Annotated in this window: 16 protein-coding genes; 8 read left to right on the top strand and 8 right to left on the bottom strand. The window is 62.4% G+C overall.

The features are described 5' to 3' along the window. Position 1 precedes the first annotated feature (1 nt). The 3 genes from JFN91_RS18200 to lptF all read right to left on the bottom strand — a co-directional run bounded on the left by JFN91_RS18200 (position 2) and on the right by lptF (position 3,207). Positions 2 to 895 (bottom strand): IPT/TIG domain-containing protein, encoded by an 894-nt coding sequence (locus JFN91_RS18200; protein ID WP_199390576.1) that lies wholly within the window; start codon positions 893 to 895, stop codon positions 2 to 4. A 69-nt stretch (positions 896 to 964) separates the two neighbouring features. Next, positions 965 to 2,047 carry an LPS export ABC transporter permease LptG gene (gene lptG / locus JFN91_RS18195; RefSeq protein ID WP_199390575.1) on the bottom strand — a complete coding sequence of 361 codons (1,083 nt, stop codon included), beginning with the start codon at positions 2,045 to 2,047 and terminating at the stop codon, positions 965 to 967. After that, the gene (lptF, locus tag JFN91_RS18190) at positions 2,044 to 3,207 is read right to left on the bottom strand and encodes an LPS export ABC transporter permease LptF (protein WP_199390574.1); all 1,164 of its coding nucleotides are present in this window, start codon (positions 3,205 to 3,207) and stop codon (positions 2,044 to 2,046) included. The genes lptG and lptF overlap by 4 nt, the downstream gene beginning before the upstream one ends. A 98-nt stretch (positions 3,208 to 3,305) precedes the next feature. Between lptF and JFN91_RS18185 the strand changes: the two genes are divergently transcribed. The 7 genes from JFN91_RS18185 to JFN91_RS18155 all read left to right on the top strand — a co-directional run bounded on the left by JFN91_RS18185 (position 3,306) and on the right by JFN91_RS18155 (position 12,906). After that, positions 3,306 to 3,989: a Crp/Fnr family transcriptional regulator gene (locus JFN91_RS18185; RefSeq protein WP_199390573.1), complete on the top strand. Its 684-nt coding sequence runs from the start codon at positions 3,306 to 3,308 to the stop codon at positions 3,987 to 3,989. Positions 3,990 to 4,304: 315 nt separating this feature from the next. After that, entirely contained in the window at positions 4,305 to 5,927 is a 1,623-nt protein-coding gene (locus tag JFN91_RS18180) for a GAF domain-containing sensor histidine kinase (RefSeq protein WP_199390572.1), read from the top strand. A 1-nt stretch (position 5,928) separates the two neighbouring features. After that, the gene (locus JFN91_RS18175; RefSeq protein WP_183351052.1) at positions 5,929 to 6,303 is read left to right on the top strand and encodes a response regulator; all 375 of its coding nucleotides are present in this window, start codon (positions 5,929 to 5,931) and stop codon (positions 6,301 to 6,303) included. Positions 6,304 to 6,430: 127 nt separating this feature from the next. Further along, positions 6,431 to 8,941: a mannose-1-phosphate guanyltransferase gene (locus JFN91_RS18170; protein WP_199390571.1), complete on the top strand. Its 2,511-nt coding sequence runs from the start codon at positions 6,431 to 6,433 to the stop codon at positions 8,939 to 8,941. A gap of 36 nt (positions 8,942 to 8,977) precedes the next feature. Beyond that, positions 8,978 to 11,194, top strand: coding sequence for a glycoside hydrolase family 57 protein (locus tag JFN91_RS18165; protein WP_199390570.1), 2,217 nt, complete (start codon positions 8,978 to 8,980; stop codon positions 11,192 to 11,194). A gap of 83 nt (positions 11,195 to 11,277) precedes the next feature. Continuing rightward, positions 11,278 to 12,738, top strand: a complete 1,461-nt coding sequence (gene glgA, locus JFN91_RS18160) for a glycogen synthase GlgA (RefSeq protein WP_199390569.1) — start codon at positions 11,278 to 11,280, stop codon at positions 12,736 to 12,738. A gap of 3 nt (positions 12,739 to 12,741) precedes the next feature. After that, positions 12,742 to 12,906 carry a hypothetical protein gene (locus JFN91_RS18155; RefSeq protein ID WP_199390568.1) on the top strand — a complete coding sequence of 55 codons (165 nt, stop codon included), beginning with the start codon at positions 12,742 to 12,744 and terminating at the stop codon, positions 12,904 to 12,906. Between the two features lie 207 nt (positions 12,907 to 13,113). On the opposite strand, the gene JFN91_RS18150 is transcribed toward JFN91_RS18155, so the two are convergent. From JFN91_RS18150 to JFN91_RS18130, 5 genes are all read right to left on the bottom strand, one after another. After that, positions 13,114 to 14,157 (bottom strand): hypothetical protein, encoded by a 1,044-nt coding sequence (locus tag JFN91_RS18150; protein ID WP_199390567.1) that lies wholly within the window; start codon positions 14,155 to 14,157, stop codon positions 13,114 to 13,116. 73 nt (positions 14,158 to 14,230) lie between these two features. Further along, complete coding sequence (gene pgeF, locus JFN91_RS18145; RefSeq protein WP_183351037.1) at positions 14,231 to 15,028, bottom strand: peptidoglycan editing factor PgeF; 798 nt, start codon at positions 15,026 to 15,028, stop codon at positions 14,231 to 14,233. Between the two features lie 90 nt (positions 15,029 to 15,118). Beyond that, entirely contained in the window at positions 15,119 to 16,078 is a 960-nt protein-coding gene (locus JFN91_RS18140; protein WP_199390566.1) for an RluA family pseudouridine synthase, read from the bottom strand. 102 nt (positions 16,079 to 16,180) lie between these two features. Next, positions 16,181 to 16,444 (bottom strand): hypothetical protein, encoded by a 264-nt coding sequence (locus JFN91_RS18135; RefSeq protein WP_183351032.1) that lies wholly within the window; start codon positions 16,442 to 16,444, stop codon positions 16,181 to 16,183. Between the two features lie 59 nt (positions 16,445 to 16,503). Continuing rightward, a complete protein-coding gene (locus JFN91_RS18130) occupies positions 16,504 to 17,937 on the bottom strand; it encodes a DegQ family serine endoprotease (RefSeq protein WP_199390565.1) in 1,434 nt (477 codons plus the stop codon). A 144-nt stretch (positions 17,938 to 18,081) separates the two neighbouring features. Here JFN91_RS18130 and JFN91_RS18125 point away from each other — a divergent pair, with 144 nt between their 5' ends. Next, entirely contained in the window at positions 18,082 to 18,702 is a 621-nt protein-coding gene (locus tag JFN91_RS18125; RefSeq protein ID WP_199390564.1) for a helix-turn-helix domain-containing protein, read from the top strand. The last annotated feature ends 663 nt before the right edge of the window (positions 18,703 to 19,365 follow it).

The following is a 19,365-nucleotide window of genomic DNA, read 5'->3' as shown; positions in this document are numbered from 1 at the left end:
GTCAGGGGGCGCTGATGGTGAACAGGCTGCTCTCCTCGCCGTTTTGGTTCACCACCTGCAAGGTGATCTCCTTCGGGGTCGGGTCGTAGGGGAACCTCAGGTAGGTCATCTGGTTGCACCCGCCGTACACGAGTTGCTCCCGCTCGCCCACCAACTGCTTCCCTGTCGCCAGCCTCTTGCCGTCCACGACCAGCACCGAATTCTGGTGGAAGTTCCTTCCGGTCACGATCAGTTCGTAGTAGTTCACGAATTCCCTGCCCACCGATACGTTGGCGATCTCGGGCTTGGCGTCGATGAAGAGCGCCAGCACGGTAGAGGAAGCGTCTGAGGGGTTTTTCACCTGCACCTGGTGCACCCCGGCGGCAAGGGCCGGCGCGGTGAAGGCCAGCATGACCGGCGAGATGAAGCGGGTGGTGACCACGGCGCCGTCCAGGAGGATGCGGGTGCCGGTGCGGAAGTTGGCCCCGTTGACCAGCACCTCGCGCTCCCTTCCGGTGGCGCAGCTGGTGACCGTATCGGGGATGAGGGAGGAGGCGACCGGCTTCTGCGCCTGGACTACGAAGTTGAAGGGGCGGGTGGTGGCGCCGTCCTCGCGTTTGAGGGTGAGGGCGTAGGCGCCCGGCGGCAGTTCCGGGAGCTCGAAGGTCATGATGCGCCCACCTACGACCTGGGCCGGGAGTTCCCGGCTCCCCAGCATGACGGTAGTGGCGGTGGTGAACCCGGTGCCGTTGAGGGTAATGGTCGTTCCCGGCTCCCCCTGGGCGGGCAGGATGCTGAGTACACCCAGTTGCGCCTGTCGGGCGGTGTCGGCCGGCGGCGGGGGCGTCTGCTGCGCGGGTGCGACCGCGGCGCAGATGAGCAGAAGCAGTACGGTTATGGTCAAGTTGCGGATCATGGCTGTCCCTCCGTAAATCTCGATGTGATATCAGTACCTGCAGGCCCGGCCATTTTCGGCCCGCGCCGGTCAATTGTCAATGGTAAGAGCGAGCCATCCCCCTGCGGCCAGGAAGATGAAGTTGGTGGCCCAGGCGGCGACCATGGGGGGGAGCAGGCCGACCTGCCCCACCGAGATGATCACCGAGTTGATGATGACGTAGAGAAAGCCCACCCCGATGGAAAGGCCCACCCCGAAGGCGATGCCGCTCGACCTCCCGCCGCGCAGCGCGAAGGGGATCCCCAGGAAGGCCATGACGGCGCAACCGAAGGGGAGCGAGATCCTGCTGTGGAACTGGGTGATGTAGCGGGTGGCGTCGTACCCCCCGGCCTGGATCTTCTTGCAGTAGCTGTTGAGCTGCCTGAGGGTCATGCTGTCCGAGTATTTGCCCAGCACCTTCAGGTCGGCCGGCTTCAGTTTCAGGGGGAGCGCCAGGAGCGGGTACTTCCTGGTTGCTACCACCTCGCCGTTCTGGAAGTCCCGCACCGCCACATCCTTGAAGACCCAGCCGCCGCTCCCCAGCTCCCCGAGGCTTGCGTCCGAACGCCTAAGCGGCAGGCCCGTTTTCGGCTGCACCTCCCAGAGCGTCACCCCCTTGAGCTGGTTCTGGCTCGGCTCGAACAGGCTCGCCCGCAGCACGGTCTCCCCCTCCCGATACCAGATGTTGTGCTGCCGGAAGTACATGGACGGGCTCTTCTTCTGGATCAGCACCTCCTGGATGTACAGGCGCTGGGCGTAGCTCTTCGGGATGACGAACTCCCCCAGCATCAGGACCACCAGGCTCATCATGAGCGAGATGGCAAGGATGGGGGCGCTGATGCGGACCAGGCTGACGCCGCAGCTGCGCATGGCGGTGAGCTCCGAGCTGAGCGAGAAGGCACCCAGGGTGAGCAGGGTCGCCATGAGCACGGCCAGCGGCGCGGAATCGTTGATCATCTCCGGGATCTTGGTGATGAAGAACAGGGCCACGTACTTCCAGGAGGCGCCCGTGCGGCTGAAGCGGCCGATCTTCTCCATGAAGTCGACCACGAGGTAGATGGTGACGAAGGAACCAAGGCACAGCCCCAGCATCCTCAGGTACGCCTTGGCCACGTAGCGGGTCAGGATCCTCATGCCTTGGCCCCCTTCCGGGTGCGGGTCCGCACCGCTTCCTTAACGCGCTGGTACAGCGCGGTGAGCGGCAGGGGCTCCTCCGCCGCAGTCTTCATGAACAGGTAGCCCCCGCCCAGCAGGAACAGCAGGTTGGGCCCCCACGCGGAGAGTAGCGGCGGCAGGATACCTTTCTCGCCGAGCGTGTCGAAGCCGGAGAGGGCGATGTAGTAGCAGAGGATGACGGCGATGCTGAGCGAGAAACCGGAGGCCTTGCCCGAACGGCGGTTCTGGATCCCCAGCGGCACCCCCACGAAGGCGAACACGATGCAGGAGAAGGGGAGGGCGAGCCTGCTGTGCAGCTCCTGGCGGCGCAACTTCACCTCCTTCTTGGGGGTGCCGGCAGGCGGGTGGCGCAGTTCGTCCATGGTCATTTCGCTGGTCTTTTTGGGCCCCTTGGGCGTGGGGTCGGTCAGTGCCACCCGCAGGATGTACTCCTGGAACTGGACCATCCGGTAGCCGGCGCCGGCCTCGTTGCGGTGGATGGAACCGTTTTTGAGCTGGAACTCCATGGAGTGGCTGCGCGGGTCGGAGAAGAGCGTGCCGGCGGCCGCGAAGATGGTGGTGGGTGCCTTGGGGTCGCGCTCGTCGTGGACGATCACCCCGGTCATGCTTTCCCCCTTGGGGGTAAGGCCGTCGGCGTAGATCACCATGTCGGGAAAGGCGTTGTTGAACACCTTCTCCTTGATGGAGACGCCGGCGCTGCTCTGGGCGATGTCCAGCATCAGCTTCTTGAAGGAACTGTTGCCCCAGGGGACCGCGTACACCTGGACCCACAGGCAGGCCAGGGCGGCCAGCACCGAGAAGAGCAGCGGCGGAGGGAACAGCCCGTACAGGCTGATGCCGCAGCTTTTCATGGCGGTCACCTCGCTGTCGCCGGAGAGGCGCCCGAAGGCGAGCAGTATGGAGAGCAGCAGCGCCATGGGGATGGTGAAGAGCCAGAACGAGGGGAGCAGGTAGGAGACCATGCGCACGACGTCGCCGAAAGGCACCCCCTTCTCGACCACCATCTCGGCCAGCTTCAGGAAGCGCCCCATGAGCAGGACGAAGGTGAAGGTGACCATGCCTACCAGGAAAGGGGGCGGTATCTCGTTGAAAATGTAGCGGTACAGGGTCTTTTTCATGAACTGCCGATCTTACATGAGATGGCCGGGGAAGTAAAGGAGGGACACGGTTCAACTACTCCTTGACCTCGGTTTTCATTTTGGGTAAAAAGGTGGGCATGGAAAACAAGGACATCATCAGGAAAGCCCTGCTGTTTTCGGGCCTGGAAGACGAATACCTGGTCGAACTCGCCGAGATCGCGGTGCGGCGCCCCTTCGCCAAGGGGGAGACCCTGTTTACCGAGGGGGAGAAGGCGGAAGGCTTCTACCTGCTCGCCGCCGGGGCGCTCAAGCTGTGCAAGATCTCCCCGGACGGCCGCGAGAAGGTGCTGCACATGGTGCACCCGGTGGAGACCTTCGCCGAGGCCGCCTTCTTCGGGGACGGCAAGTACCCCGCCGAGGCGCGCGGGGTGGAGCGGGGAGAGGTGCTCTTCTTCCCGCGCGGCGCCTTCATGGGGCTTTTGGAGCGCAACCCGCGCTTCTCCATGAACCTGATCGCCTCGCTGTCCTTGTTGCTGCGCCGCTTCGCCCGGCAGATCGAGGAGCTCTCCTTCGCCGATGCACCGTCCCGGCTCGCCTCGTACCTCCTGGACCTGGCCGCGCGTAAGAGCACCAGCTACCAGGGCAAGACCTACCTGGAGCTCGACATGCGCAAGGGTGAGCTCGCCTCGCGCCTGGGCACGGTCAGCGAGACCCTGTCCCGCACCTTCAAGAAGATGAAGGACGAGGGGGTCATCGAACTGGATGGCAACAAGATAACCATCATGCAGATGGAAAAGCTGAAGATGATCGCCGGCAAGTAGTGCGCCCGGCGCACAGATGGATGGTACTGGAAGGGCCCCCGGTTAGAACCGTGGGGCCCTTTGCGTTAATGTCGTTTTACCTCGTTTTTCCCCTGCCTCGTTTCCCTTTTTCCCACCCCTTTGGGCATCGCATCACGCCAAGCCTTGCAGCGCCTGTACTTTAGCCGGGGCTGTCGGGCCGCGCAACCGTTTGAAACTAAATTATTAATTAATATTTTCATTTAAAAACTTAATTTGCACTTGCTATGGCAGAAGTGGCTGCTATACTTTGGCACGTTTCGTCCTGTCATTTACTGTGCCGCACCCGGAGGGAGCTTGGATTGGGAATGCTGTTGGAGTAGGGAGCAGATCGAGCCCGAGAGTTGCCCGTACATAGGCGAGGGAGAAGAGGACCTTCTGGTCTCCCAGCGCCGCAGAATCGTCGAGAAGTGCGTTGAGTGTCCCCGCTTCAAGAACGACCTGGCCCGGATGAAGGGGGCGGGTTACCCGCTTTCGGACGTACTCCCGTACATACTGACCGAGTTCCAGGAACAAAAGGCCCAGATGGGCGCCATGCTGAGCTTCTTGAACAGCAAGACGCGCGAGATCAAGTTCCTGCGCGAGGTGGGCCTCGTGCTGCAGACCTCGCTGGACCTGGACGAGGTCCTCTCCATCGCCATGACCGCCATCACCGCCGGCAAGGGTTTCGGCATGAACCGGGCCTTCCTGCTCATGACCGACAAGGACCGGCGCCACATCCGCGGCTACCTCGGCGTCGGCCCCAGGGATTACGAGGAGGCGTGGCGCACCTGGGAGGACATCGGGCGCAGCAACTTCACCCTGAGGCAGCTGGCCCGGGATTTCCAGAAGACCAAGCTGACCTCGGAGAAGGTGAAGTTTCACGACATCCTGAACCAGCTCACCGTCCCGCTGGCCGACCAGGGGCACATCTTCAACCGGGCCCTCACCGGCAAGAAGCCGATCCTGGTGGAAAACGCGCTCAACAACCCGGACCTGGACCGGGGGCTGGCCCGCATCCTCGGCGTCGACACCTTCCTGGTCATGCCGCTCATCTCCAGGAACCGCCGCATCGGCGTCATCATCGCCGACAACTGCATCACCCATAAGCCGATCACCCTGCAGGACATGCAGTCGCTGGAGACCTTCGCCTTCCCGGTTGCCTTCGCCCTGGAGCGCGCCTCGCTGTACGAGCGCCTGCAGGAGGAGGTGGCCAAGCAGAAGTCGGCCAACGTGAAGCTGCGCGAACAGCAGGAGTTGATCGTGAAGATGGAGAAGATGGCGCTGGTGGGGAAGATCACCTCCAGCATCGCCCACTCCATCCGCAACCCGCTCATGGTGATCGGCGGCTTTGCCCGGACCCTGCTCAAGGGGGCCCCGGACGATGACGACAAACGGGGCTACTTGGAATCCATCGTGCGCGAGACCCGGCAGCTCGAGGACGTGCTGAGCGAGGTGCTGGACTACTCGGAATCGCTCTTCCCGGTCACCGATTTCTGGGATCTGAACGAACTGGTGGGGAAGGCGATGGGGGAATTGGAGGGGGCGCTGGAGCAGGCGGGGGTGCACTGCCGCCTGGAACTGGCCCCGGAGCTCCCCATGGTGCGCATCGACTACAAGCAGATCAGCTACTGCCTGAAGACCATCACCGCCACGGCGCTGGCCACCATGGAACCCGGCGGGGAGTTGCGCATCGAGAGTGTCCTGGACGGGGACGGGGTGCTGTTGCGCATCAGCGACGACGGCAAGTCGCTCACCCAGACCGCGCAGGAGGCGCTCATCGCCCCCTTCTTCCAGACCCAGGAACTCGGCGAGGGGGTGGGGCTTTCGCTGTGCAAGTCGATCCTGGAGCGGCAGGGGAACTCTTTGACCATAATCAGCCGCCCCGGCGGTGGCAACACGTACAGCATCAGGCTTTTGACCCGAAAGGAGAACATCTGAGATGGCGAAACTGTTGGTGGTAGACGACGAGGCGAATATCAGGCTTTTGTACTCGCAGGAGTTGAGCGACGAGGGGTACCAGGTGGTGACGGCGGGGAGCGCCCTGGAGGCGGTGGAGAAGCTCGAGTCGGAGAGCTTCGACCTGGCCGTGATCGACATAAAGCTGAAGAACGAGAGCGGCATCGAGTTGTTGCAGCGCATCGTCAAGGAGCGCCACACCATCCCGGTGATCCTGTGCACTGCCTTCTCCTGTTACAAGGACGACTTCTCGGCCTGGCTCGCCGACGGCTACGTGGTCAAGTCGAGCGACCTGCAGGAGCTCAAAGACGAGATCGCCCGCGTCCTCGCCAAGAGGCAGCGGGGGGCGTACGTGTGAGAAGCAGATAAAGATAAAGATTAAGACTAAGTTTTGCAGTCGAAACTCCGTCTTAACCTTCGTCTTTCCTTGCTCTTAATCTAACTCTTAATCTTAATCTAAATCTGATTCTCGGAGGCTTGCACCTATGAAGGCAGTAATTATGGCAGGTGGCTTTGGTACCCGGATGCAACCGCTCACCTGCAACATCCCCAAGCCGATGGTTCCGCTCATGAACCGTCCCATCATGCTGCACATCGTCGAACTCTTGAAGAAGCACGGCGTCACCGACCTGGTCATGCTGCTGTACCATCAGCCCAGCGTGATCAAGAATTTCTTCCGCGACGGCGCCGACCTGGGGGTACGCATCACCTACGTGACGCCGCTGGAGGACATGGGCACCGCCGGGGCGGTGAAGTGCGCCGAGAAGTACCTGGACGAGCGCTTCCTGATCATCAGCGGTGACCTCCTGACCGATTTCAACCTGCAGAAGGTGATCGACTTTCACGAGTCCAACAAGGCGCTGGCCACCATCACCCTCACCTCGGTCAAGGACCCGCTCCAGTTCGGCGTCGTGATCACCGACAAGGAGAAGCGCATCACCCAGTTCCTGGAGAAGCCCGGCTGGGGCGAGGTGATCTCCGACACCATCAATACCGGCATCTACGTCCTGGAGCCGGAGATCTTCAAGTTCATCCCGGAGGGGGAGAACTTCGACTTCTCCCAGGATCTCTTCCCGCTTCTTTTGAAGAAGAAGTCGGCGCTGTTCGGCTTCCCGGTCAAGGGGTACTGGCGGGACATCGGCAACACCGATTCCTACCGCGAGGCGCACCACGACATCCTCAAAGGGAAGGTCGGGGTCAAGGTGGACGAGCCGCGCCGCGAGATGGCCGGCGTCGACCTGAGGGTCGGCGTGGACGTACGGCTGGGCGAGGGAACCGTGGTGGAAGGGACGGTCGTGGTGGGGGACAACTCCCAGGTCCAGGGGGGGGCGGAGATCAAGGACTCGGTGATCGGCCGCAACTGCATCATCGAGCCGGGGGTGAAGCTGACCCGGGCCGTGGTCTGGGACAACGTCTATATCAAGAAGAGCGCCAAGATCAACGACTGCGTCATCTGCAACAACGTGAGCGTGGGGGCCGCGACCGTGATGGAAGAGGGGGGGGTGGTGGCCGACGACACCGCCATCGGCGAGGAGAGCTACATCAAGCGGGACGTGAAGATCTGGCCCCGGAAGTTGATCGAGGCGGGTTCCACGGTCACCGGCAACCTGATCTGGGGCGAGCGCTGGAAGAAATCCCTGTTCGAGGGGGAGATGATCAAGGGGCTCACCAACATCGAGCTCACGCCTGAGTTCGTGGCCAAGCTGGGCTGCGCCTACGGCACCTCGCTCCCCAAGGGGAGCCACGTCCTGGTCGGGCGCGACACGACCCTCTCCTCGCGCATGCTGAAGCGAAGCTTCCTGGGGGGGATCCTCTCCGCCGGCGTCAACGTGCGCGACATCAGGATGGTGTCGCTGCCGGTCCTGCGCTACAAGCTGCGCACCTTCGGCGAGGTGGGGGGCGTGCATTTCCGCCAGTCGCTCGAGGACCCGGCCACCACGGAGATCGTCTTTCTCGACGCCGACGGCCTCGACTTCTCCTCCTCCATGGGCAAGAACATCGAGCGCATCTTTTACAAGGAGAACTTCCGGCGCGCGCACCACATGGAGCCGGGTGGGATCACCGAGCTGCCGCAGGTGATGGACTTCTACCGCGAGGGGTTCTTCAGGGGGCTGGACCAACAGCTGATCAGGAACTCCAAGACCAAGGTGGTGGTCGACTTCAACCACTCCCCGGCCGGCCAGATCCTCCCGCAGATCCTGAACGACCTCGGCTGCGAGGTGATCGGCCTCAACACCTACCTGGACGAACAGCGCGGCTCGAAGACGGTGGACGAGAAGCCCAACTCCCTGCAGCAGCTCTCCAAGATCGTGATGACGCTGGAGGCGCGCGCGGGCTTCTGGCTCGACCCCACGGTCGAGGAGGTGGTGCTGGTGGACGAGACCGGCAGGATCTATCAGCCCGAGGAGTTCCTCGCGCTCATGACCACGCTCATGCTGAAAAGCGGTGCCAGGGGCGCTTTCGCGGTCCCGGTGTCGGCCCCGTCGGTGATCGAGGAGATCGCCCAGGAGAACGGCTCCTCGGTGCGCCGTACCAAGAGCGCGGACCGCGCCATGATCGAGGCGGCCATCTCGCCGGAGGTGGTCATGGCCGGCTCCATGTCCGGGCGTTTCGCCTTCCCGAAGTTCCAGGCCGCCTTCGACGGCATGTTCACCATCGCCAAGACCATCGAGCTTTGCAGCGCGGCCGGGGTGCCGCTGTCGCGCGTCTTGAAAGAGGTGGCCAAGAGTTCCTTCCTGCAGGGGAAGGTCCCCTGCGTCTGGGAGAAGAAGGGTGGCATCATGCGCAAGATGAGCGAGGACAGTCTGGACAAAGAGGCCTCCTTCATCGACGGCATCAAGGTCTCCTTCGGCAACGACTGGGTACTGGTGCTCCCCGACCAGTACCAGCCCGTGATCCACGTGGTGGCCGAGGCCAAGGATCCCAAGACGGCGCAGCGGCTGCTGGAGGAGTACATCCAGAAGGTGGAACGCTGGAAAAAGGAGCTCGCCCAGTAAAGGGCGGCGCGGCCTGCGCCGCATCAAGGGGATAGGATGAGCGAACCACTGTACCTCACGCTGCTTTGGCACATGCACCAGCCCTTCTACAAGGATCCGGTCCGGGGGGAGTACCTGCTCCCCTGGGTCTACCTCCATGCGGTGAAGGACTACTACGACATGCCCGCCATCGTCGCTGAGAGCCCCGGCGCCAAGGTGGTCTTCAACCTGGTCCCCTCGCTTTTGGAGCAGATCCTCGACTACGCCTCCGGCGAGGCGGTGGACCCCTACCTGAGCCTCGCGCGCAAGGCACCGGCCGAGCTGGACCAGTCGGAGCGGCTCTTTCTCCTGGAGAACTTTTTCTCCGCCAACAAGCGGCGCATGATCGAACCCTACCCGCGCTACCTGGAGCTGTACCGGATGGCGGGTGACGGCGTACCCGGGACGGCCGCGTCGCGGGCGCCGCTCTTCACGGAGCGCGACCTGCTCGACCTGCAGGTCTGGTTCTACCTGGCCTGGACCGGTGAGGCGGCCAGGCGGCGCTTCCCGGTCTTCGGCGAGTTGATCCGCAAGGGACGGGGCTTCGACGCTGCGGACAAGGCGCTGCTCTTCGACACCCAGCGCGAGCTGATCTCCGAGATCATCCCGCTGTACCGCCGCCTGCACCTGGAGGGGAAGGTCGAGCTTTCGGTGACCCCCTACTTCCACCCGATCCTGCCGCTTTTGTGCGACTCGCGCATCGCGCGGGTGGCGCTTCCCGGCGCAAGCCTCCCCAAGGTCGACATCCGCTACCCGGAGGACGCGCGGGGGCAGGTGGCGCACGGCATCGAGAGCTTCGAGAAGCTGTTCGGCTTCAGGCCGCACGGCATGTGGCCCGCCGAGGGGTCGGTGAGCGACGAGGCGCTCGCCATCATGGCCGGGGAGGGGCTGCGCTGGACCGCCTCCGACGAGCGGGTGCTGGCCCAGACCCTGCCCGGCGGGCTCGACCACGAGCGGGAGGCGCTCTACCACCCCTACCTGTTCCAGCAGGGGGGGGAGGAGATCGCCCTCTTCTTCCGGGACCAGGTGCTTTCGGACCAGATCGGCTTCACCTATTCCCAGTGGGAGGCGGAGCGGGCCGTCGCGGACTTCGTCGGGCGGGTCAAGGAGATCCGGCAGCAGTGCCGCGCCCCCCGGGTGATCCCCGTGATCCTGGACGGGGAGAACGCCTGGGAGCACTACCACGACAACGGGCTCCCCTTCCTTTCCAGGCTCTACGCCGCGCTGGCGCAGATGCCGGGTGTGGAGCCGGCCACCTTCTCGGAGGTGCTGGAGCGGGTCCCGGAGCGCCGTGTGCTGCGCCACGTGCACCCGGGCTCCTGGATCAACGCCGACTACGGCATCTGGATCGGCCATCCCGAGGAGAACCTGGGGTGGGAGTACCTGGCCAAGGCGCGCCAGGCCGCGGTGCACAACAGTTCCGAGGTGGCCCAGCTCCTCTCGGGGGGGAGCAGCAGCGACGAAGCCGCCCGGCGTGCCTGCAAGGCCCTCTACGCCGCCCAGGGGAGCGACTGGTTCTGGTGGTACGGCGACGACCACTTCTCCCCCCATTCCGGCAGTTTCGACCTGTTGTTCCGCAGCCACCTGATCAACGTATACCGGCTGCTGGCGCTGGAGGTCCCGGGGGAGCTGCACGAGCCGATCAAGAAGCAGCGCCCCGCCGGCTTCGTCCGTGGGCCGGCGCGGCTGATCACCCCTTCCCTGGGTGCCGCGGGGGAGGACTACTTCGAGTGGCTGGCCGCGGGATTGTACGACCTGACCAGGCAGGGGGCGGCGATGCATGCCGCGGAGACGGGGCTGCAGTCCTTTTTCTACGGCTACGACCTGGACTATTTCTACTTCAGGATCGACGGGGCCCAGCCGCTGGAAAAGCTGCTGCAGCCGGGGGACCTCCTGTCGCTGCACCTCATGGGAGGGGGCGAGTACCGCATCGAGATGCAGCCCGGCGACGGGGAGGGGGAGTTGCAACTCCTGCAGGAGGGGAGGTGGCAGCCCTCCGGCGGGGTGGCGCGCTACTGGGTCGGCCGCAGCGCACAGCTGCGCATCCCGCTCCCGGCGCTGCGGCTCGACGCAGGGGACCGGCTCTGCTGCTACCTGACCCACTCCCGTGGGGCGAACCTGCTCGGCCGCTGGCCCACCGAGGCGCCGCTCGCCCTCGCCTACGCGGGGCCATGCCTGGGGGTGGAGCCGGGGGCGCTCAAGGAACTCACCCCCCTGGAGCCGGGTTCATCTTAAATTTTTCTTTTACAAAAAAACTTTACCCGTGGGCAGTCTTAATCTAGAATATGCCTATAATTCCAGGGTGTTAGAGGTTTTACATGAAGATTTTGTTTGTTGCGTCGGAGGTCACTCCCTTCGCCAAGACCGGAGGTCTGGCGGATGTTGCCAGCGCGCTCCCGAAGACCCTCAAGACGCTCGGTCACGACGTGAGGATCATGATGCCTTTCTACTCCGTGGTCGAGAGGGGGGGGATGGCGGTCCGCAAAGGACGCAAGAGCGCCTCGGTCATGGTGGACGGCGTCGAGAAGAAAGGGTTCCTGCGCCAGGCTTCGCTCGGGGAGATCCCGGTTTACCTCATCGAGAACAAGGAATACTTCGCCCGCGAAGAGCTCTACGGCACCCCCAGCGGCGACTACCCCGACAACGCCCAGCGTTTCTCCTTCTTCTGCCGCTGCGTCCTGGAGCTCTTGAAGAAGATGGACTTCAGGCCGGACATCATCCACTGCCACGACTGGCAGACCGCGCTGATCCCGCATTACCTGAAGCACGAACGCAAAAACGATCCCTTCTTCGCCAAAACCGGTGTCATCTTCACCATTCATAACCTCGCCTACCAGGGGCTGTTCCCGAAAGAGGAGCTGGCCACGATGGGGCTCTCCAAGGAGTGCTTCACCATCGACGGGCTGGAATTCTACGGCAAGGTGAACCTCCTCAAGGGAGGCATCCTCACCGCCGACCTGGTGACCACCGTCTCCGAGGCCTACTGCCGCGAGATCCGCACCCCCGAGATGGGATGCGGACTGCACGGGGTGCTGCAGACCAGGAAGGACGACCTGGTCGGCATACTGAACGGGCTCGACTACGAAGAATGGAACCCGGCCATGGACCGGGAGATCATGAAGAACTACAGCCATGCCTCCCTGTCCGGCAAGATGGTGGACAAGATCGGGCTGCAGCGGCTGATGGGGCTGGCCAGCGCCCCGGAGATCCCGGTCTTCGGCATGGTCTCGCGCATGGTGGCCCAGAAAGGGTTCGACCTGATCGCGGAGCTCCTGCCCATGATCGCCAAGGCCCCCATGCAGCTGGTGCTGCTGGGCAACGGCGAGGAGCGCTACCTCAAAGCCTTCAACGACATCAAGGCCGCCGGTGCGCGCAACATCGCCTTCGCCAGCGGGTTTGACCATTCCCTGGCGCCCAAGATCTACGCCGGCAGCGACATGTTCCTGATGCCGTCCTTCTTCGAGCCGTGCGGGCTGGGACAGCTGATCGCCATGCGCTACGGCACGGTCCCCGTGGTGCGCAGGACCGGCGGGCTCGCCGACAGCGTCTTCGACCCCCGGGACAACGACAAGACGCCCAACGGCATCGTCTTCGACGAGTACAGCGCCGAGGCGCTCTGGGAGGCCATCGACCGTGCCCTGACCGCCTACCAGGACAAGGCGTTCTGGAAGAAGCTGATGCGCCGCGGCATGAGCAGTGATTATTCCTGGCAGAACTCGGTGCACAAGTATCTGGAGTTGTATCGCAAGGCCTTGCTGCGCAAGGGAGGGGAGGCGTAAGCTGTGGAACACGAAGATCTCGACGAACTGGCCGGTGAGATCCGGAGGCTCATCGAAAGCAACAAGGAATTTCTAAAGCGCGTGGTCGAGGAGGATTACGACGACGAGGATGAGGCGGACGGCGAGGAGGAGACTCCGGAGGATCCTGAGGAGTTCGAGGAGTTGTAACTAAAACCGTGCGGCTGTTGAATAAAGAAGGCGGCGCCGAGAACTGATCTCGGCGCCGCCTTTTGTTTTACCGATTAGTAACTACCTCCCGCTGGTAAAAGTCCCCCTTTCGCAAAGGGGGATTTAGGGGGATTTGCTTGTGGTCGGAGAGGCAAATCCCCCCGCCCCTTGCGGGAGGGGGCTAGGGGGTGGGGTAAGCTGCCGCCACTACTTCGCCGCCGGCTGTTCCGGTACGATGTCCACCGAGGTGATCGGGGCCGGACCCGCCGGTGCCGCTGCCGCTGCCGCGGCGGGCTGGGGAGCCGGAGCCGCCGGTGCCACGGCCTGGGGAGTTGCCGGGGCTGGTGCCGCCGGTGCAGGTGCCGCCGGGGTCGCCGGTGCCGCAGGCGGTGTGTAGTAGACCGGGGCGCTCGCCGGGGCCGGCTGCGCCTCCTTTTCCTTCTCCTTGGCGAAGAGCGGCTTGTAGGTCTTCATCAGCGCGAGCATCTCGTCGAACTGCTTCACGTAAAGGGTGGAAACCTCGGGACCGTTGGCGACCGTGGACGGTTCGCTCTTGGCGAAGGCGGCGTTGACCCCCGCCACCGTCTTGAACTTCACGTCGACCTTCTCGGTCAGGTTCGCCGCCGCCTCGTCGAAGTCGGGGTACTGCAGCGAGAAGAACATCGGGTACGACGGCTTGTCGCGGCGGAAGTTCGGGTACTCCCAGATGGTGTTCCCCTCGCGGTCCAGCATCACCGCGGACATGGCGAGGTAGTTGTAGTCGGTTTCCAGGTAGGAAAGGAAGTTGCTGGAATAGACCTTGCCCGGCTGGGTCAGGCCGCCCACCGTCACGAAGAGGACCGCATCGAGGCCGTTTTCGGTCATGAGCTGTTTCAGGTCGTCCTTCTTGAAGAAGTACTTGTTGTAGACGATGCGGGCGTCATCGCGTTTCTCGCGATTCCAGACCAGGCTGCTGAAGAGCCGGTCAGGATCAGCGGTTACCGGGCGCACAGCGTAAAAGATGCCGGTGTTCCTGATCCTCGCCACCAGTTCCTTTTCGTTCCTGAGGTTGTAGCCGCGCACGATGGAGAGGATGGCAGCCTTCTCCGGGTGCTTGATGTCGCTATCGGCGTCGGTGAAAAACGGAGCCACGCCGATGGTGCGTACCTTCTTCTCCAGGGTTTCCTGGGGGATGTTGTAGTAGTTGTGGGCGCAGCCGAACAGCGCGCCGGTGACCACCATGAGCAGGGCAAATCTGAACAAGATCCTCATCTGATGACGCCTCCTGTAAAGGATTCTAACTCTCCGCCGTCTTATATCAGAAGCTTAGCCGGAGCGCTACAGCTTATTGCTCGCCTTCCAGCATGATGAAGCCCACCTGCCTGCCGGTGTCACCTTCGTCACGGCGGTAGGAGAAGAAGAGTTCCTGGTTGCAACTGACGCAGTGCTCGCTGACCTGGACCTGGTCGGCGGCAAGGCCGGCGTCCAGAAGCAGCTGGCGGTTGGCCTTGCCCAGGTCGAGCATCCATTTCCCTTCGCCCTGCGCGGTGGCGCAGAGGTCCCAGGCCATGCCCGCCTGTTTGAAGGCGTCACGCACCGGGGCGTCCACCTCGTAGCAGCAGGCGCCGATGTGGGGGCCGATGGCGGCACGGATGTCCTTCTTGGCGCAGCCGAACAGGTTCACCAGTGCCTCCACCCCTTTGGCTGCGATGTTGCCCGCGGTCCCCTGCCAGCCGGCATGCAGCGCGGCCACCACCTTCTGCACCGGATCGTGCAAGAGGACGGGAACGCAGTCGGCGACGCAGACGGCGATCATGATGCCGGGCTGGTTGGTGACGATGCCGTCGCACTCGAGTTTCAGGAAATGGGACAGTTCCGGGTTGGGCGCGTCGATCACCAGGAGGTCGGTGCCGTGCACCTGGCTCACGGTAAGGAAGCGGTCCAAGGTCGCGCCCAGGCTGCGGGCGAGCAGGCTGCGGTTCCCCTCGACGTTGTGCGAGGAGTCCAGGGTGTTGCTCCCCAGGTTCAGCGAGTTGTACGGGGGGCGCGATACCCCTTCGTGGCGCGTGGTGAAGCCGGCAACGGCGCCGGCGGCGAGCCGCGGCTTCAGGTACTGGATTTTTCCTGCTTTCTGCATTTCCATGTATGACACCTCTTGTTATTTGTATAAGGACCAAGCCTAAGCGAGCGGGGGAGGAGAAGACTGGTTTTGCCAGCCCCTAGTCCCCGGCCCCTAGCCCCTGTTTTTCTCTTCCAGGTAGGCGATGATGCCGGCCATGTCGGCGGGCAGTTCCGTGTCGAACTCCAGGTACTCGCCGCTGACCGGGTGCAGGAAGCCGAGGGTCTTGGCGTGCAGCGCCTGGCGCCCCATGGTCTTGATCATCTGCTTGAGGACCGGGTCCTTCAACTGGGCCAGCCGGCTGCCGCCGCCGTAGACCTCATCCGCCAAAAGCGGGTGTCCCGCCTCGGAGAGGTGCACCCTGATCTGGTGCGTGCGCCCCGTCTCAAGCTTCAGGCGCACCAGGGAGATGCCCGGGTAGCGTGCCTCGACGCGCCAGTGGGTGATGGCGTTCTTGCCGTGCCGCGCCTTGCCCGACATTTTCTTGCGCTCCACCGGATGGCGCCCGATCACGGACTCGATGCGTCCCCGGTCCTCCTTGGGGCTGCCGTACACCAGCGCGAGGTAGATCCGCTTGATGGAGTGCACCTTGAACTGCTCGGCAAGCCCGTTGTGGGCACGGTCGCTCTTGGCGATCACCAGGGTTCCCGAGGTGTCCTTGTCGATGCGGTGCACGATGCCCGGCCGCAATTCCCCGCCGATGCCGGACAGATCCTTGCAGTGGGCGAGGAGCGCGTTCACCAGGGTTCCCTCGGCGTTGCCCGCCCCGGGGTGTACCACCATGCCCGCTCCCTTGTTGACCACCACCACGTCGCTGTCTTCGTACAGGATCTCGAGCGGGATCTCCTCCGGTTGCGGTTGGGCCGGCGCCGGCGGCGGGATGGTTACCGTCACCGCTTCGCCACCCTTTAGCTTGAGGGAGGGCTTTTGCGGCTGGCCGTTCACCGTGGCCTGTCCGGTCTCGATGAGCCTCAGCGCGGCGGAGCGGGTGATTTCGGGGACGCTGCGGGCGATGAAGCTGTCCAGTCGTTCGGGATCAGCGTCGCAGGGGAAGGTGAGTTCAATCGGTTCCATCTTCGTTTAGTTTCTCCTGGGAGAATGACTCCCGTAAAAAAGCGCGGGCGCGTTTCTGAATGGAAGCGCGCCCGGGACCTGTCAGTGTTGAAGTTGTACTGCCTACCAGATATTGGATTCTATCTTCCCCGCCCGCTTGATCAGTACATCGACCACGGCGATGTCGAAGATGTTTGATTCCGCCAGCTCTTTGCTGACCCGGGACTGGAAATGCTCCCGTCCTTCTGCCAGTTGCTCGTTGAGCAGTTCGAAGATGTTGTCTTCCTTGATCCCCTGCTCGACCTTCTCGCGGTTGTAAAGGGCTACGTCCGATACGATGGCCCTGGCCAGCCGTCTAGCCTGATCCTGGTTTTCTATGAGACTCATCGAAATCTCCCTGGCGGTCAAATATCAGGGCACACTATACGCAGTTTTGCCTCAAGATTCTATCTTAATTTTAAGGCGAAATAGATGTTGGCGTTTCCGCGTCGCACCAGGAGTGCCACCGCCCCCCGGTTGTTGGCGTCCTTCATCGCCTTTTGGTACTCCGCGAGGTTACGCACCTTCCTCTGGTTCACCGACACGATGACGTCGCCGCGCTGGATGCCGCTCTCCTCCGCGATGCCACCCGGCTCGAGGTCGCTGACCACGACGCCGGTGATGCCGCGCCGGCGCATTTCCGGGCCGACTTCCTCGACGGAAAGGCCGAGCATCCCTGCTTCGCGCTCCGGCCGCTGCATCTGTGACTGTGCGGGGGCGCTGTCTGCCGGGGCGGTGGTGACCGACGCCTTGACCTCTTTGCCGTCACGGTACAGGGTGATGTCGACCTTCTTGCCGATGGGGGTCTCGCCGACCAGGCGCTGCAGTTGTCGCACGTCCTTCACGCTCTCGCCGTTGAAGCCGGTGATGATGTCCCCCTGCATGATGCCGGCCTTGGCGGCCGGACCGCCGGGGACCACGTCGTTGACCAGGGCGCCGCCCGTCTTGGGGAGGCCGAACGATTTTGCCATCTCCTCGGTCACCGACTGGATCGAGACGCCGAGCCAGCCGCGGCTTACGTTCCCCTTGGTAATCAATTGGGTGACCACCTGCTTGGCCATATTGACCGGGATGGCAAAACCGATCCCCTGTCCGGCGGCGACGATGGCGGTGTTGATGCCGATCACCTCGCCGTAGATGTTGAGCAGAGGACCGCCGGAGTTGCCGGGGTTGATGGACGCGTCGGTCTGGATGAAGTCCTCGTAGGTCTCGATGCCCATGTTGGACCTGCCGGTCGCGGAGACGACGCCGACGGTGACGGTGCGGTCCAGACCGAAGGGGTTGCCGATGGCCACCGCCCACTGTCCCACCTGCAGCTTGCTGGAATCACCAAGGACCGCCGCCGGTAGCGGCTCCTTGGCGCTGATCTTGATCACGGCGATGTCCGTCTTGGGGTCGGAGCCGATCACCTTGCCGGTGTAGACGCTTTCGTTGGAAAGCTTCACCTGGATCGTCTCCGCGTCCCTGACCACGTGGTCGTTGGTGACGATATACCCTTCCTTGTTCAGGATGAAGCCGGAGCCGAGGCTGCTCTCCCTGCGGTACTGCGGGCGCCCCATGTCCCCGAAGAAGTCTTCGAAGAAGGGCGAGCCCTCGAAGAACGGACGGACCAGTTTCTTCTTGCCGATGGTGGATATGTTCACTACTGAAGGAGTGACCTTCTTCACCAGGCTTGTGAAGGCTTGCTGGGTGTTCAATATGTCTTTGGGGACTTCCTGGACCGGAGCTGGTACAGATTCTTTACGGTCCGATTCATAGAGAAGAGCGCCTTCTTTCTTTTTGCAGGCAGAAAGTATTGTGGAAAGGATCAGGAAGACAACGAGCAGTCGGACGCTTTTCATTTGTCGCTCCTTTAAATGAAAGGCTTAGAAGGAAGGAAAAAGCGTAGCCAAAAACCGGATTGATGTCAACCCCTTCGGCAGATTCAGCAACTCTGTCACTGTTATGTAAATACCCCTTGACGGCTGATGGGTATTTGAATATATATGCAGAAACGGGGGTGCCGCGTGCAAGAGAAGATCAAGCAGGAAATAAGAGAGATGAAGCTGGGTGAGAAGGTGCGTGGACTGCGCCAGGAACAACGGCTCACCCTCCAGGCCCTGGCTGACATGACCGGACTGTCCAAGCCGCTCCTGTCGCAGATCGAGAACGACCAGGTCACCCCTCCCATTGCCACGCTGCTGAAGATCGCCAAGGGGCTCAAGGTCGGCATCCATTACTTCTTCGAAGAGGCGGGCGACCGGCAGAAGTTCATGCTGACCCGCGGTGATCAGTCTCCGCTGGGCAGCCAGCGCCGCCCCGGCAAGGACGCCGTGCAGCAAGGGTATATGTATAAGCCCCTCGCGCCGGGCATGCGCCAGAAGAAGGTGGAGCCCTTCCTGATCGAGTTCGAGCAGCGCGAATGGGATACCAGTCTATTCTATAGTCATGAAGGGGTCGAGTTCCTCTACCTGCTCGATGGCGAGCTGGAATTCCACTACGCCGACGAAGTCATGCGACTCTACCCGGGGGACAGCATTTACTATGAATCTTCCGAGCCGCACGGCTATGTCTCGGTCGGTGAGATTCGGGCCCGCGCGGTAGCCGTTCTTTATACCAAGAGCTAGGTACTGGGCTGTCCCTTTTGGGACAAAGAAAAAGCGTAACCGCAATAGCCGGCCCGTTTCACTTTTCGACGCTGGCGCTTGAGGTTACGCTTTTTTAAGTTTGACAATGCCACATCCGGCGGCTATCCTTTGATCCAGTCTCCCCATCCACCTGTGACAACTTGATACTTCCCGCATCGCTCCCTCATCCAAACTGAATGGTGTGTCGTCTCCTTTTGACTCTTCTCTGGCAGGCTGCTACTGCTTTCAGATTTTCCGTTAGTAGTTGTGTGGAGTTCGGCAAGGTTAGAGAAATTTATTCATTAATTGTTTGACGCTCGGGATGTGCTTTGCTATAAAGCTGGACTCCGCAGCAACGACGTTCTTTGCAACCGAATAGATGAGCCGGCAGGAAGAAGGGCCACAGTAGCACCTTGAGGTGCTATGACAGTCCTTCGGGCACGATCACTGGATCAGGCCACTGCAAAATGCCTCGAAAAATTTTTGAAAGAAAATCTTGACAGGCGGCAACGGTTCAGGTAGGGTGCTGAGTCTGTCGCAAACGGCGGCTTGGTCTTTGAAAACTAAATAGTAGACGAAACAGCATTTGCGAGTTTCAAAATGTAACAAGTCAGTTGTTTCAAACTAGAATCGGATTTTCCGGTTTCATTTTAAACTGGAGAG

Source organism: Geomonas anaerohicana (genome assembly GCF_016458305.1).
GTDB classification, from domain to species: Bacteria; Desulfobacterota; Desulfuromonadia; order Geobacterales; family Geobacteraceae; genus Geomonas; species Geomonas anaerohicana.
This window is presented reverse-complemented; position numbering and strand designations above follow the sequence as displayed.